A 16,526-nucleotide genomic window follows, 5' to 3' on the forward strand; every position below is an offset into this window, starting at 1 on the left:
ATCTTGTATTCAAGCTAAAACCTGAATTTCCATTATAAGACATAACCAATTTACCATTATCATCTTTTATGTCAAGAATCCAAGTTTCTCTACCATTATTTCCAAATTCAGACGAAATCCAACGACCTAAATAAATACTATCGGTCTCAGCAGCCAGAAATGTTGTATCCGGCTTATGTGCCAACGCAGGCAATTCAATATGAGTATCTATAGAGTCTTCAAAAAGAGCCAGTTTTGGCGACACTACAAGTTTAGTAAAATTAGAAGCAGGCACATTATCATCAGGAATGCTATCTTTAACTTTAGAAGATTTCAATTCATCAATCAACGATGTCAATCTACTTATTTCCGCTGATAAGAAATCAAATTTAGATGTTTCCGGATTTAACTTCAAGTATTGTTTAAAACAAATACAAGCCTTATAAAGGCTTTTTTCATTATTTATTTCTTGAGAGTATAAGTTACCCAAATTAAGGTATGGCTCAGGCAAACCCGGAGACAGCTTTATTATCTCAGTATAAAATTTCTTGGCATCATCATTATTTCCGTTCTTTACAGATTGATTAGCCTGAAAGAATAATTTTAACAAATCAGCTTTTGTAGTTTGTTGGGAATAACCTACTGTACACGCGATAGCTGAAAAGATTAACGCAAATATATATTTGTATATTCGTAACATAATACAATTAAATTAGTGAAACGTCCTTATAACCATACATTAAAACTCTGATTAACAGTAAATTACCCAGTTCCTTACCTTATCAGAAGAACTCGAGACTTAGTGTTCACATAAAGAATAAAAACAAATCTCAATCAATCGCGGTAAAAGTACAAATAAAATCCGAACAAATCACACAAGTGAGTAAAAAATTTTTAATACTCCTTCGCCACCTGAACATTAAAGTTAAGATTGGTTTTAAACCCGGATTATAAAATTAATAAAGGAGGTAAATTCCACCTGAAAGTGGCCTTTACCTCCAATTATAATACTTTATTACTCTTTAGAGACTTACGTTACTTATTCAGTTTCCAAGTAAATCCATCCTTGGTATCTTTAACCTCAAATCCCAAGGCAGCAAGATTGTCACGTATCTTATCGCTTGTAGCCCAATCCTTGTTAGCCTTGGCCACCATACGCTGTTCCAGCAACATATCTACCACCTTTCCGTAAGCCTCCTCGCGTGCGGCATTGTTCTCTGCATCAGCCTTAAGACCAAGAATTTCGAACACAAACATATTGAATACCTGTTTCAGTTCCTCAAGGTCAGCCTCGCTTATAGTCGCCTTCTTGTCGATAACAGTATTTATCATACGTGTAGCGTCGAAAAGGTGTGATATTACGATAGGAGTATTAAGGTCATCATTCATCGCGTCATAACATTTCTCTCGAAGTCCGGCAGGCTCGATACCGCTTGTTGCCTTCGCCGGGGTGATACGTTCAAGATTCTTCACGCCCTCCATCAATCGTTCAAGCCCCTTCTCAGCAGCCTGGAGCGCTTCATTACTGAAGTCAACAGTACTGCGGTAGTGTGCCTGAAGGATGAAGAAACGGATTGTCATCGGTGTATATGCCTGAGCAAGCAGTTTGTTGCTACCAGTAAAGAATTCGTCAAGAGTAATGAAATTGCCCAACGATTTACCCATCTTCTGACCGTTTATGGTAATCATATTGTTGTGCATCCAGTATCGCACCATATCGTGTCCCTGCGAAGCCACACTCTGTGCAATCTCGCATTCATGATGCGGGAATATCAAATCCATTCCACCGCCGTGAATATCGAATGTCTCTCCAAGATACTTCTTACCCATAGCAGTACATTCGCAGTGCCATCCCGGGAATCCGTCGCTCCATGGCGAAGGCCAGCGCATGATATGTTCAGGCTGGGCGCACTTCCAAAGAGCGAAATCGGCAGGATTATGTTTTTCCTGCTGTCCGTCAAGCTCACGTGTAGTATTGATTACATCGTCAAGATTTCTTCCTGAGAGTTTTCCGTAATGATGGTCTTTGTTGTATTTTGCCACATCGAAATATACAGAACCCTGGCTTTCATAAGCATATCCGTTCTTCAGGATTTCTTCTACCAGCTGAATCTGTTCGATGATATGTCCCGAAGCATGAGGTTCGATGCTTGGAGGAAGGACATTGAGTGCTTCCATAGCCTTATGATAGCGGTTCAGATAATACTGCACCACCTCCATAGGTTCAAGCTGTTCCAGACGGGCCTTCTTTGCAATCTTGTCCTCACCGTCGTCGGCATCATGTTCCAGATGGCCCACATCAGTGATATTGCGTACATATCTTACTTTATATCCCAGATGAGTGAGATAACGGAAAAGAATATCGAAAGTAATTGCCGGACGCGCGTGTCCCAGATGAGCATCACCATACACGGTAGGTCCGCACACATACATACCCACATGCGGTGCGTGAGCCGGCTTGAAAAGTTCCTTCGAACGGCTCAGTGTATTGTAGATTAAGAGTTTATTTTCCATAATGCATAATAGTTACGTTAGACCGCAAAGTTATAAATAAATTCATGACGGACATATACTACCGTTGATTTTATTACAAAAAATCAGTTTATTACCACTTGGAAGAATTAAAAAAATCCGTATCTTTACAAAGCATAAAAACAAAAAAAAGAAAGGAACTATTATGGTACTGATTGCAAATCCTATTTATGATTCCGTATTCAAGTATATGATGGAAGACGAGAGAGTAGCCAAAATCATGCTTTCCGCCCTGTTACAGAAGGAAGTCATCAAACTGGAAATGCGTCCTCATGAATACACCGGAGTGACACAAAGGAAAATTTCAATGATGAGAATTGATTTTGCCGCTACTATAAGAAATGAGGACGGTAGCATACAACTTATACTCATAGAATTACAGAAGACATGGCTTGTAACGGAAACACTTCGTTTCAGACAGTATTTAGGCAGCCAGTATATTGACAAAAAGAATGTTCCTGACAAAAATATCAATCCTAAAGGCTATGGTCTTCCTATTGTTTCAATCTACATTTTAGGGCATAAGCTTGGCGAGCTTCAAGAGCCGGTGGTTTACGTCAGACGCAAATACCTGGACTATAATTCTAATCCTATAGAGACGGGAGTACCCGATCCTTTTATAGAAAGCCTTACTCACGATAGCATAATCATACAGATCCCATATCTCAAAGGTAAAGTAAGAAACAAGCTTGAACGTCTGCTTCAGGTTTTCGACCAAAGTTATTGCGTAAAAGACAATGAACATATAATGGAGATAGATGAAAGTGGAATGGAAGTGGAAGAACAGTTGGTAGTAGATCGCCTCATAAAGGCTGCTGTTGAACCCGAAGTAAGAAGAGATATGGATGTAGAAGATGAAATCCTTTCTGAAATAGAATCACGCGACACTACAATAATGATGAAGAATCGCGAAATAGAGCTCATGAACCAGGAACTGAATCAGAAATCCCAAGAACTGAATCAGAAATCCCAAGAACTGAATCAGAAAGATCAGGAACTGAATCAGAAAGATCAGGAACTGAATCAGAAATCCAACATGTTAACAAGCATGATCAGCCTTTTCAAGAAGCAAGGTATGACTGACGAAAAAATAGCCAAAGAGCTGAACATAACACCTGAAGAACTTATTAAATTATTAAAATAAATTGAGGATATAAAATAAACTGTGTCAGCAAAGAATAAAACAGATTATTAACTTTGCTGACACAGTTTTTATATGGCAGTATCACTTTTTTTATTACTTCACAATAACCACTCCGCCTTCAGGCTGTATCACCACCGGAACAGACGACACTTTCTTTATCTTGAGAGTCTCTTTCTGCGGTTCACGCTTTTTATTGTCATAATAATATGTACATTCATCTCCATCCATAAGCATAGATAGGTTCAGCTCAAGTTTCAACGGTTCTTTCAGCGCATTTACTCCCGCAATATACCAACGTCCGTTATGGCGACGTGCCAGAACGCAATACTTACCCGGATAGCCGTCAATGAATCGTGTCTCGTCCCATGTAGTAGGAACTTCCTTCATGAACTCTATCATAGATGCAGGAGCATCATACATGTTATTCGGAGCTATCGCAAAGTTCTGAATAGGATTCTGGAAAAGCACAGCAGTGGCAATCTGGAACACATCAGTCGTACGTCGTGTCGTTCCTCCATCGTTAGTCCTGTTCAGTCTCTTGTTCAGTATTGTACCACCAAATTCCATACATCCTATAGTGTTACGTATAAACGGATGGAGCGTGGCATTAAACGCCTCATTATCATCGAAATGCTGGTTGAATATCAGGTTCTCCGATGCAAGCACGGCCTCACTTCCCACATAGTTAGGATACATACGTTCCCATCCGCGAGGAATGGTACATCCGTGGAATATAATCATCAGTCCATGGTCATTAGCATCGCTCAGTATATCCTCATATAGCCCCATCATCTGCTGTTTGTCGCTACCGAAGAAATCCACCTTCAAACCTTTCACACCACATTTCTGCAACCATTTCATCTCACGCTTGCGGTCTATGGAATTGCTCATACACTGTTTTGCACACTGAGGCGCATCGTTCCAGTATCCGTTAGAGTTATACCATACAAATACATCCACCCCTTTACTTTGTGCATATTTGAAAAGTTCCTCCATACGTTCACGTCCTATATTGGTTTCCCATCCACCATCAATAAGCGTAAACTCATACCCCATCTGCGCTGCAAGATCGATAAACTTTATCTGGTCATCATAATTGATGCTCGGGTCCTGCCACAGTATCCAGCTCCATGTGGAACGTCCGAATTTATATTCCTGCGACGGTTCGTACAATGGTTCCACTACATCGAAAGGCACAGTAGTCTCCACTATAGGTTTCAGATTATCTCCCACAGTTATAGTGCGCCACGGAGTTTCTCCCGGAAGCGCCATTCCCGGAGTAGATGCACCCAGACCGTTCAGTTCACCCTCGTTAGGGAATGCAATAGTATAAAGGCCTTCTTCGGTAGCGTCACTCAGATGCGACGCACAATATTTGCTTCTTACACCTGTCTCCGACACCAAAGCCCAGTTGTCCCCCACATGGAAAAGACATGGGAATGTATATCCCTCGCCATACTGCGATGTAGTAGAGATAGGAGCATCAGCCTTATATTCCTCTTCATAACTAGGTTTGGTTCTCTTCCATCCCACCATAGGATCACTCTGAGGGCAAATAAATGTAGTGGTATTCTCAGGGAAATCAAATCCTGTAGCCTCAGCCTTCATCACTATAGATGCAGTTTCGCCATACTGCGGCAATTCATAACGGAAAGCAATGTCATTATTGCTCACTCTGAACACTACGTCGTAAGGATTCTTGTCGGCATTTGTGAATGTTACCCTCAGTTCGTTAGCATTATAATTTACAGACGACCGCTTTATTCTGTCCTGTACGTAAGTTTTCTTTACAGACGATGATTTCTGACCAACGTAAGAAACGTTCTGACTGAAATCGCCGATGTTTGTGACAAATCCCAAAGGAGAATCCTCAAGAATAATGTTGTCTTTATAAGTAACAGTATAAATCGGTTTTCCTTCTTTTACGGAAATATCAACCTTCAGGTTCGAGTCCGGACCTTTCACTGTTGCCTGTTGGGCGAATAATGGAGAAAATGACAGTGCGAATGCACACAATAAAAGATGTTTGTTCATAAGTATTAAGTATTAGTCATTGTTTCTTTTCACAAAAGTAACCAATCCATCTTAATTGTAAAATCCACACTTATCACTTTTAGAGTTCATTAACAGAGCGATTTGCTATCTGACAGATATACTTCTGACTATTCTTTCGTACGAAGCATCTTTAAGTACCACACGTTTGTTTCCGTCCAATAAATAAAGCGATGGCATAGCCTTCAAGTCATACAATGCTCCTAGCTTTATAGCTTCACGGTCTGTACCGACTATCCAGCCTTTAGGCATGTCAGGCAAAGCCTTTCTCCATGCTTCGTCATTACCTTCAGTATAGACAGCCAGCACGCTCAGTTTTCCGTTTCGTACAGCTTCGGCTAAAGTTGCATCACTTGCCATCTGCAACAGGACCTCATGGCATGACTCGCATTCGGGATCATAGAACAGCAATAGCAGACGGTTGTTCCTTACCGGAGTACCCGCCAACGTACGACGTGTTCCATCTGATAAATAGTAGGTAAAATCCGTTGCCTGACTACCGGGGTTATTACGTTTCAGCAGTTTCAATATGAAGTTAAATCTCGAAATTCTAAAATCTTCCTCAGGAAATTCCTTTATCAATGATTCCAAATAAATTTCATACAGATATTCATTATAAAAAGGTGAATTCGGATTATACAGATAACTATCAGCCATATCCATAAGCTTCAGAGATGCATATTCCGAAGAGACAAACCTTCTACACCAATTTTCCAAACTTTTGCGAATCAAATCCTCCTGACTAGTTCCGTCGGCCAGCAGGGCGATGAAGTTCACAAAGCCCTGCTCGGTGACGTCGCGGTTATTCACCAAGGTAGTGTCGGCAAAGTCGAAACGCTCCCAGTAGTGGGTGAGCAGGTAGGCTTTGCGAGCTTCCGTCTCCGTCAGGGTAGTGGGAATTTCGGGGAAAGGGAAGACCTGTGCCTGTACTACGGTTGAGTCCGTAGGTTCAAGCTCCCTTGCCTCTGCCTTGCCCGGTTTGGCACGGCAGGAGGCAAGAAGCAGTATAAGGCCTATTAATAATCCGTATCTGTTCATCATTGGGAGTAGTTAATTTCCGAAATATCCAGCAGGCACGTCGCGAACGCAACGAATCTTATAAGATGTAGAAGTTAAATGTCCACTTTTACTACCCGGACATGAAATCATCTCTGCTTCATTTATAAAAAAGCCATAACGAACTGCTTGTCGAGAAAAAGCTGTACAACAAGTTGTATTTTCGTTTACCAACCCTTCAGCATTCATCGCCATCAATTCTACCAAATTAGGAACACGCCATCCATCGCTATAGCCACCTTCACGATGGTTCGCACAAGGATTCGTTCGTGGAACTCTGTTTCCATTACTATCATAACCAATGATACTACTCAAACTGAATGTAGCATCAGTATCGGTTTCCACACCCCAATTATCAGTGGTCTTTACATTTTTACTAGCAACAAATATGCCCTCTGAATAAAAATTAGGTCCTCCGTCTTCATTATGTCTTGACAACAGAGACTCATAAACACCGTTACGATATAATCTATGCACCAATCGGTCTTTGAATTTCAATGTAGTCAGACCGGAAGGATCATTATAAATCCGCTCATAAGTAGCATCAGATTTTGCATCTACAGAGGTAATATTTGTAGGCAATACACGGATGCAACGTATGGGTTTCGGTGCATTATTTGCGGTCCAACTTTCTCCATCCACTCCATACGAACCTTTTTCAACAGCCCAAAATGTCCGATGATCATCTATACTGCTGGTATAAAACAATGTACCGTCAGCTAAATTATTCGCCGTTACATAATTTTTATCGCCAGTCTGATTCTCTCCTGTATACCAAATATCATTATCCAAACTTGCTTTGTCACCAATATACAGTTGAGCGGCATTGGAAAGAGCAGAGCTACCGATACCAATACGCAAATATTCATTAACGGAAGGGAGGAACCAACGCACTTCGCTTTCATCAATTGTTCCGTCTCCGTTCAAATCACGGTTACGTGACAGACAAGCGGCATAAGCACCTAGCTGACTTTGATCATTACTATATGCATCTATACTTAATTTATGCTCCTTATGATTGGTGTTGGTAGAATTGAACCATCCATTATTCGCAGTAGAAATATAATAACTCCAATTATTATATTGATTTATGCCTATCAGTGCTATCTGATTGGAACGACCATCTGTATCAGAAAGGCCACTCCCTTTCTCTTTCTCTGTAGTACATTTTGCTTTCCCAAAAGTGAAATCTACGCCTTTTTGAGTAAGAGGTGTTTCATTATACGTCTCAATGCCAAAACCATTGATAGCTGTAGCCCGTGAATTGTAGAATGTCTCCATGGAACGCTGTGTAATGTATGAATATACTTGACTATATGAACTATTACCGTCGGCTGATATTTTAGAACTCATAGCAATAATCATCTCACGTGGAATCTTATTAACGAAGACATCCCACGACTTCACCTTAGCATGAGTTAACGGATGTTCGTAATAATAGTATTCATTGACAAAAGCTGTGAAACGAGCTACATAGTTATCTCCATCCTTAACAATGCAAATACCATCATCATTAGGAGTATCACCAGTAATAATAGTCGTCACAGAACCACTATATATATTTTTCACAGCCTTTCCCATTGCCACAATCACATCATACACATCCTTAAGTCGGGTGGTATCTCCCTTTGCTATACCATACACCATATTTTTTTCTGCCGCTGTCAAAGTCGAAGCACGACTCCATTCACTTACACCAGGATATGCAGCCAATGATGTACCACTCTCTTGTGGCCAAAACTCTATCCATTGGTAATCAAAGCCTCCTGTGGGGTTTATTTCTGAACCAGAGCCTTTCCATACGTTATTTTTAGCCTCAGTTGGATCTTGTTTATTTTGTACAGCATCTGCATAAATTTGATAAGGACGCAATGTACCACGCTTATTTTGTACTGTGTAGTCATCTCCGTCGTACGTATAATCCATTGCTTCAGACTGAATGACCAAAATCAGGTTATCCGCAATAGCTTTATTTATACTTGAATCCTCCATACTGGAATCATACGGACCCAATTTCTGTTGCACTGCTGAAGCGATAGAGGAAAGGTTATATTCCAAGAAGAGTTGCTCATAATGAGCATCAAGTTCATAAGAATAGGTAGAACCATCGTATGTAAATATTTGTCCTTCAGCACCTGGTTGTTCTTCTCTATTAGTCAATGCCTCTACTACGATTTTATTTACACCTGTTACAGACACATTATAAGTGTAGCTGCAATTGCGTTCAATAGAGAAGTCTCCAAAATCTCGATTTGGATCATTAGATTCCCCAAAATCACCTAAATGAATGGTATATTGTACATCTCCTGTAACTGTGTGTTTCTCTGAAGTTTCCTGACCATCATCATCCACAGTAGAGTTTCCACTATAAGTCCCGCTTATCACTACAAATGTACTGGTTTGGGGTGCATAGGTCCATTGCTTACCCAACAACTTTTTGGAATTGACAGTCCATTTGTCACGTAATTGGTAATCATTTACCCCTCCAGTCACACCATAAATATTCTCTGGCATGTAAAAATCAAAAGAATATACATCATTTATAGCAGGATTAATAGTCATAGAAGCAAAATGATTAAATCCTACAGCACCGTCCCCCGTAATTATGGTAGTATCATTATCCATATTTACCAAACAGGCTTTTGTTGGCACATTGTACACCTTATAGCTAGTAGGGATAAACGTCCCCTTTGCCTTTCCATCCTTAGGAGGAGTAATGTTAAATGTTACATGCGCCATTATTCGCTTCATTTTAACAGCTATATCATTATCACTTTCTCCCCAGCCTACAACAGTTCCATTCGTACCGAATTGGATACCTTCATTTTTTCCTGTTATCATCATTTGCCCATCAGAAGTAATTGTAGCCGGACGACTGAATTCTCCATCTTGGTTCAAAGGAATATTTAGATTTGCTAAATGTTTCTTCAACTCTTCAAAATTCATTGTAGAAACATTAATATTATTTGCTTCAGACCATACACTACTGGTACTATTACCCACTGCCAACAATTTTTTTGTGCCAGAAGTCGTACTAAATTTAACCTCATAAGTAACATCTGTCGCACCTGTCGGGCCACTTACTCTTTCAAGAGTTCCATCTAAAGTACTTACGGTCTGCTGATATTTTCCATTACCATCAAACACATATATCGTCAGATTACTCAAAGTAGATAAATCATCACCTGAGGCACGAGTATCCACCGTCACATCCGCCGCAGGCGTACCCGCAAGTTTCATCGTCACCGTAATGGGTACACCTTCTACAACATCACCATTGTTCTTCACTAATTCGTCATCCTTACAACTCGTCAGGTTAAAAGTTACAAGGCCGACAAGCAGCAGGCTGGTATATATCGTATGCAGTATCTTCTTCATATTCGTCATTTTTTTATTCAAAGGCCGGGACATCTATTTCATGTTCTGTCCATGAGTTTACTTGGCAATAAATAGTTATAGTTGTATCATTGATGCGTATATAGATTTTGCTGTATTGGTTTCGTTCAATCTGAGATACATATATTTTTTTTTCGTAATTACCTCCATTCAGAATATATCTTAATGTGATATAATACCTATCATCCGAAGGAACTTGTCCATCTACTTGAATAAATCCATTATCATCAACAATGCCATTCAAATTTTCAAGAAGGTAAAATTGTGATAGTTCAATAAAACTATTTTCATCTTCAAAAAAAGAATCATCTGAAAAACCAGGCATAGTTCCCGAATAGTAAACATCTATGGCTATGTCTCTATCTAGTAAAGACAATGGTACTGTTTTCTTATAATCAATTGATCTTTCATCAACAGGTATATCAAATAAATATCCTTTGTCAGGAACTTTACTTAAAGTAATTTCTTTTATAGTCAATTCACTCGTTTCTGAAGCTTTAGTGCAATAAATCCCTAACTTTGCCACACACCTTTTAGCATAAATTGAAGCGTCAAATATTATTTTGTTGCCATCTACATACGAAAATTTAGCTGTACCCTCACCTGTCATCGGCACTTTGTTATCACCCCCATACTCAGTCAGAACAAATGTTTTTTGCTTAAGCTCCTCTATACTTGTAACATTCGTAAAATCTACAGGAGTAGTACTATCTTTTTCAAAAGGTTGATTTAAGACCAGGTATATTTTAAATTTTGATTTTTCGTTTATTTCATCAGCTTCTATTTCAGTCTGTAAAGTAGTCCTGATATCTATTTCATTTCCTTCTTCATCCGTTTCTCCTACAGGTACAGGAGTCCATACATTATGACTGCTCACAATACTAGTAATGATTTTATCATTCATATCACATATCCATAGCCGTATGATATCAGGCTCTGAGTTATCGGGTAGCAGATTCAGATTATCCGCCCTCGTAGTAATGTCCAGATTAAGCGTAATAGTCCTATTCTCCGTGGAAGGTTCTTCCACAGAAATGGGCGCAACATCCCTACATCCTGCCAAAACGAGCAGAATGAGAGTGCCTAATATAGATATTACTTTATTAAACATATATATTTATATAGTTCTAATCTTATAATTCCACATTCTGAATCCTCTTGCTCCATCCCAATACACCGATTGAGACATTGACGTAAGCCCAGCTATCGCCTGCGAGGAAGAAAGTAAGGTCGTAATCATAGCCGCGGTCAAGGAACTCCTGTTTGGTGTATCTCTTGGTCTCGTCATAGCTGCTTAGTCTGGTAAGCAAGTCCGGCAGATTGACCTCAATAACTTTTTTGCCTGTATTCTTGTCTTTCACCACCAGCACCTCGTCGTCTGCGGTACTGTCATGGAGAATTATTCTGGAAGTCATGAAGTCGGCATGCCCCATGTTTCCCACTCCCGAGCGGCTGTTCACATCGGGATCCTGTGTGTTCCACGACACGTATGGCGTACATCTCGCCCTCACGCTGTTGTCCGGCGTGTTGTCGTAGTTCAGAATGACGTTCGCTCCGTCAATGTACATATCATAGTCATCTATGTTCATGGCGTCGGGTTCTTCTATGTCCCTGAGCACCACGCTTATTACCTTGGTATTCCTTACTAACGAGAGAGTGTGATAGACATACTTTCCCTGAACCACTTCCACGGGTTCGTCCGATTTGGAATGCCACAATGTGTCAAGCGGAAGATTCTGATGGTCGATATATAGATTGCCGTCTATATCGGATACTTTGTGCGAAAGCTCCACATTGAGATCTTCCATCATTAAATTCCTGTCGTAAAATCCTCTACTCCTTACGAATTTAGCTCCATTTTCCTCAATGAGGTCGGAATATTTTCTTTGCATCGCGTATGCCACGAACTGATACTTTCCTACGGGCAGGTCGAAAAACATTGCATAGTCATCATCTTTAAGTGGTGAGAGACCATCCTCGTTGGCTTCTGCCTTGCCGGTAACGTACCGTCCCTGTTCGTCGAATACATATACGGTCACTTCTCCTACATGATCGGCAAACATATCGGAATGCTGGAGGTTGTAGTCGTATTTGAATTTCACGAACACACCTCTGTCACACCCTTCGCGGTCGTCGAAGATAAGGTCGGTACACGATGATACGGACATGCTCAGCACAATGACGGACATGAGAATCTTCAATGTATGTTTAAGCCGTTGTTTCATATAAAAGTTGTTTTATTCAGTGTTTAAGACCTGCCGCAAGCGGGTTGGGCTTGCAGCAGGTGTTTTTTTAGTTTATGATTTTATTATAAATCTACGCTTTGTGAACGTCTTGCCCATGAGAGGACATTGATTTGACATTTGATGTAACCTTCTTCCTCATCATCCGGATTAGGATTTTCCGTATCATCATCAATAGTAGGTTCGCCCGGACCGCTGATTGTATTTACTTTTATTTCATACCAGTTATTACGTACTACACCGTAACGTCCAAGATGCTTTGTGCCATAAGTTTCTCCTGCATCCCAAGAAGTCTCATCATCATAGAAATGTCTGATCAAAACTACATTGTAGTAAGAATCACCGTCTTTATAGAATTTAATTTCACCAAGTTTAGTGATTAGTGTTTGAGCTTGTGCATCACTCAAATCAGCACTACTTGATAATTCTATCAGATTTTTTACATCTTTCTTGTTAAGATAATCACCGGCACCTGCTGTTGCTCCTGAAGGTATGTAAGTATATGTTCCTCCTGTAGCTCCTACTTTCAAAGAAGCAGTAGTACCACCAGAAAGAGATAATGCAGTTCCTACATTAGTCAGAAACTGAGTTTGAGTATATGTTGCCTCCTGTGTTCCATACATGAAAAAGTTTTGGTCACCTGTTCCAGCAGCATCTGGATTAGCAATATATTTTGTTTTCAAGATAAGTGAAGTAGTCTGGTTCGTTACCTGCTTATCATAATCCATTGTGTTTTCCAGACAATAAAGAGCATAATCTTCCGAATCGGTTTTATTGTCTGCTGTATTTGTATTCCAAGTTGTAATATCTTCAGGTTTAGTAAATACATTAAAAGCTTCCTTCGCATCTGAGCCCTCTGTTCCACCATAGCTTACATCATAGTTACCGTCCTTAGCCCAATAAATACGATACAAATCTTTACCATCAACTTTTGAATCACCTAAGAAACGTGATACTACTCCGTAATCGTTACCAAGCCATGTAGTAATTGCATCTACATCACGTACAGGTTTTAAAGTCTTATTTGTATAGTTAAGTGTCCATCCTTCAAACTCTACTTTATCACCATTGAACGGATCTCCACTATCAGCAGTTACAGTTTTTGTATATTTACTATCAGCATAAGTAAATCCTGTCAATGTAACTTTAGCTACCACACGTTCCACATAAATAGAAGCAACGTCACCGTTCTCTGCAAGATTTTTGCTTTCATACACCGTAACCGGTACAAGAGTCTTAACATTTGATAATGCAAAACCAGAAGTTGTAGTCGTATTTGCCAAAGGTGCATTCAACATCATAAAGCCAGTAGTTGTACATTTTGCAGCTGTAGTTGCAATAGCTGTTTGTAAGGCTGATAAAGTTTTAGTAGATTCAAATACATTGTTACCATTTTTTTTCAAAACTCCATTAGCTTTATCTACAGTAAATACTCCATTAACATTCAATATAGCAAGTGCATAAACTTTTTCTCCATCAGCAGGCAATGGAGCTTCTCCAATAACAGTATGACGATTAGTTACATGATCTACATCTTCTCCTGCAGGATTAAGAGATACATTATATGCCTTAGCAAATTGAGCTGTTGCTTCCGGTGTTCCATCACCTGTAGTAGATGTAGTTTTAAAGAAAACCAAAATTGCATCTTTCACAGCATATTCATCAGGAGTTCCATCATCCAAACTACCAATAGTTCCATCATTAAATGCCCTCGAGCTACTTACACTTGGCAGATTGATAGCCACCTTTACATATCCCTCACCTGTCTTTGGGCCGTCATTTTCGTTCCCCGCATTCTCCAGGTTATCGCTACAAGCAGCAAACATGCCTGCCGCTAAAAGCAAACCAAAAAATTTTAATTTTCCCATAATTCTAATTTTAATCATTCGACATATATTTAATTATTTCAAAAATTCAATATTATGTTTTGCCGCATCCAAATTACCCTCCAGTGCCTTTTCTATATGCTGTTCCGCACGGTCGTAATCTTTGAGCAGCAGATAAGCCACTCCGCGTGCATTCTCGGCTTCGGGTACGGACGATTTAACCTTATCAAGATATCGCAACGCTTCCTCTGCCCTGCCCTGCTCAAGCAATGCGTTGGCGGCGTTGAGATTGGCTGTCTCATCGCAGGGATACATCCTTACTGCCACGTCGAACACATGGTTGAAGTCCTCCGAACCGGGCTGGTATGTCTGAGCGACGGCAAACATCTCTTCAAGGCTGAGACGCTGCGGGGCGGTCTTTACAAGCTCCTTAGCCTCGTCGAGCTTGAAACTGCGTATCACGTAGTCTATGCGGTAGTCCGTGCGGCGAAGCCCCGGATAGCAGTCGTTCAGTATTACCTTATACGACTGGGGGAACTTCTGCTTCATCTCCCTCTCCTTGCGGTCGATGTCCTCAGGTCCGTTCTCTATGTGGGCGAGTATGGCGTCCTTGTCTGCCAGTGTGCTGGTCTTGAGATATTCCACCAGACCTTCCCAATTCTCAGGCTCGTACGACGACTTTATTGTGGTTGACGGAAATCCGTATCTGTCGATGAGATATTTTTTCAACGACTCCGTACGGCCTTCTGCCAGACGTCTGTTCGACGGATAGCTTCCCTCGGGCGACGCGTATCCTTTTATCTCGATGGAGGTGATGGTGAAATCCGTGTCGTTCTTCACTGTGTCGATAGAAGCTATAATACGCTGCAGCTCCACCGGATTCTTTCTGTAGGAAGGATCTATCTCCGTACGGTTCACACGGAAGTCGAGGTATGAGCGGCCGCTCAGTTCGCGGGTCTTCACAGGCTCTGCCTTAGGCACCACGTACGCCAGACGGGGAGTGAAAGCTATGTCGGCATTGCACAGCGAGACTGTTCCGGCTGGATTGACTTTTCCGCATCCGCACAAATCCTCGGATATGCTCAGACTGGAACTGTCCATCCATTCGGAGTAAGGCAGTGTAACTGCGTAATCGAGTATCTGGGATTCGTCTGCCTGATTGTTTTTACTGTCTTTGCGGCGCTTCACCATTACGGCATACATGTCGGCGTCAAGGTATTTCTGCTCCGGATTACGCTCGACGTATATGCTGCGCTTGCGTCCCATAATCTCCACGGGAGGAAGATATGCACTGCCGGTGCCGGAAAGTGAGGCGAACCGTGGATGCAATATCACAGACGAACCGGATTTTATTTCAGCCGAAGAGATGTCTATCCGCATGCTGACCGTTACGCTGTCGCGATGGCGCAAAATGCCCGCATTGTCCACCACCGTACGGCTCTGCAGCACCTGCTGGGCATTCACACCGGAAAATACCGTCATGGATGCCGCACATATTAATGAAACTAATGTTTTCTTGCTTTTCATAACGCTTGCCTCCATTGATATTAAAATGCAAAAATTATATTTAAAGCTGCCTTTGTGGGACCTATGTAATGGTGGGGCATATTGTCCTCCATCTGCTTGCCGCAGTTGGCACACCTGTACTTGTCAGCACGGGTATATATGTAGCCCAGTCCCAACTCAGCCTCCAGACTCCAATGGCGCGACAATATCCACTGATAGCCGTAGCCCACACCGATTCCTGCCATCCAGCCTTCGTATCGGTAGTCCTTCAACGAACCGAAGTCTGTGCCGAAAAGCTTGAAACCGGCATCCACATTGCCTATATTGTATATACCGCCCACCAGATGAGCCCCGAGAAAATGTCCGTTGAAACGCTCGCAGAACCAGTAACGGAGTTCGGGCTGGACAGCCATAATCTTCATTTTCTTATTGTCCGAAAAAGTCCAGGGATTAAGAAGGAAATGCCAGTCGGTTGTAAACTTCTGCCCTACGGGAAGCTCCAGAGCTATATTGGGAGTAAGCACACCCCAATATGCGGCGTTTGTCTTGACAGACACCACCTGGGCAGAAAGCACGGAAGAAAATAAAAGGAACAAATACAGAATGACGCACTTCCTGCAGACAAAAAAATATTCACCAAATGTTTTCATAACATTATATTTTTTTGAACACTCTTTTTTTTAGATTAAGCCTAAAATTATACGTTGCAAAATTACTACTACATAAAAAGAAATTCAAATATAATAATTATTATACTGTCATAAAAAGCATTTTTTTACGTTTTGACACATC

General features: G+C 41.0%; 11 protein-coding genes. 1 reads left to right on the forward strand and 10 read right to left on the reverse strand.

Annotated features, from left to right (window positions below; translation table 11 throughout):
* On the reverse strand, positions 1-679 hold a 679-nt coding region (locus I6E24_RS11530), incomplete at its 3' end, for a tetratricopeptide repeat protein (RefSeq protein WP_235328695.1).
* A 335-nt stretch (positions 680-1,014) separates the two neighbouring features.
* Entirely contained in the window at positions 1,015-2,493 is a 1,479-nt protein-coding gene (gene cysS / locus I6E24_RS11535) for a cysteine--tRNA ligase (RefSeq protein ID WP_235328696.1), read from the reverse strand.
* A 163-nt stretch (positions 2,494-2,656) separates the two neighbouring features.
* Here cysS and I6E24_RS11540 point away from each other — a divergent pair, with 163 nt between their 5' ends.
* Positions 2,657-3,655 (forward strand): hypothetical protein, encoded by a 999-nt coding sequence (locus I6E24_RS11540; protein ID WP_235328697.1) that lies wholly within the window; start codon positions 2,657-2,659, stop codon positions 3,653-3,655.
* Positions 3,656-3,748: 93 nt separating this feature from the next.
* On the opposite strand, the gene I6E24_RS11545 is transcribed toward I6E24_RS11540, so the two are convergent.
* The 8 genes from I6E24_RS11545 to I6E24_RS11580 form a co-directional block, all read right to left on the reverse strand.
* Complete coding sequence (locus tag I6E24_RS11545; protein WP_235328698.1) at positions 3,749-5,689, reverse strand: glycoside hydrolase family 97 protein; 1,941 nt, start codon at positions 5,687-5,689, stop codon at positions 3,749-3,751.
* A gap of 105 nt (positions 5,690-5,794) precedes the next feature.
* Entirely contained in the window at positions 5,795-6,748 is a 954-nt protein-coding gene (locus tag I6E24_RS11550; protein WP_235328699.1) for a DUF5106 domain-containing protein, read from the reverse strand.
* A 9-nt stretch (positions 6,749-6,757) separates the two neighbouring features.
* Positions 6,758-10,141 carry a fimbrial protein gene (locus I6E24_RS11555; RefSeq protein WP_235328700.1) on the reverse strand — a complete coding sequence of 1,128 codons (3,384 nt, stop codon included), beginning with the start codon at positions 10,139-10,141 and terminating at the stop codon, positions 6,758-6,760.
* A gap of 13 nt (positions 10,142-10,154) precedes the next feature.
* Complete coding sequence (locus I6E24_RS11560) at positions 10,155-11,063, reverse strand: hypothetical protein (RefSeq protein ID WP_235328701.1); 909 nt, start codon at positions 11,061-11,063, stop codon at positions 10,155-10,157.
* Between the two features lie 229 nt (positions 11,064-11,292).
* Entirely contained in the window at positions 11,293-12,384 is a 1,092-nt protein-coding gene (locus I6E24_RS11565) for a FimB/Mfa2 family fimbrial subunit (protein WP_235328702.1), read from the reverse strand.
* Between the two features lie 83 nt (positions 12,385-12,467).
* On the reverse strand, positions 12,468-14,246 hold the full coding sequence (locus I6E24_RS11570; protein ID WP_235328703.1) for an Mfa1 family fimbria major subunit: 1,779 nt from the start codon (positions 14,244-14,246) through the stop codon (positions 12,468-12,470).
* Positions 14,247-14,303: 57 nt separating this feature from the next.
* On the reverse strand, positions 14,304-15,755 hold the full coding sequence (locus I6E24_RS11575; protein WP_235328704.1) for a DUF3868 domain-containing protein: 1,452 nt from the start codon (positions 15,753-15,755) through the stop codon (positions 14,304-14,306).
* A gap of 20 nt (positions 15,756-15,775) precedes the next feature.
* Entirely contained in the window at positions 15,776-16,384 is a 609-nt protein-coding gene (locus I6E24_RS11580; RefSeq protein WP_235328705.1) for a DUF3575 domain-containing protein, read from the reverse strand.
* Positions 16,385-16,526: the final 142 nt, after the last annotated feature.

Origin of the sequence: Bacteroides caecigallinarum (assembly GCF_021530995.1) — a bacterium.
Lineage (GTDB): Bacteria > Bacteroidota > Bacteroidia > Bacteroidales > Bacteroidaceae > Phocaeicola > Phocaeicola faecigallinarum.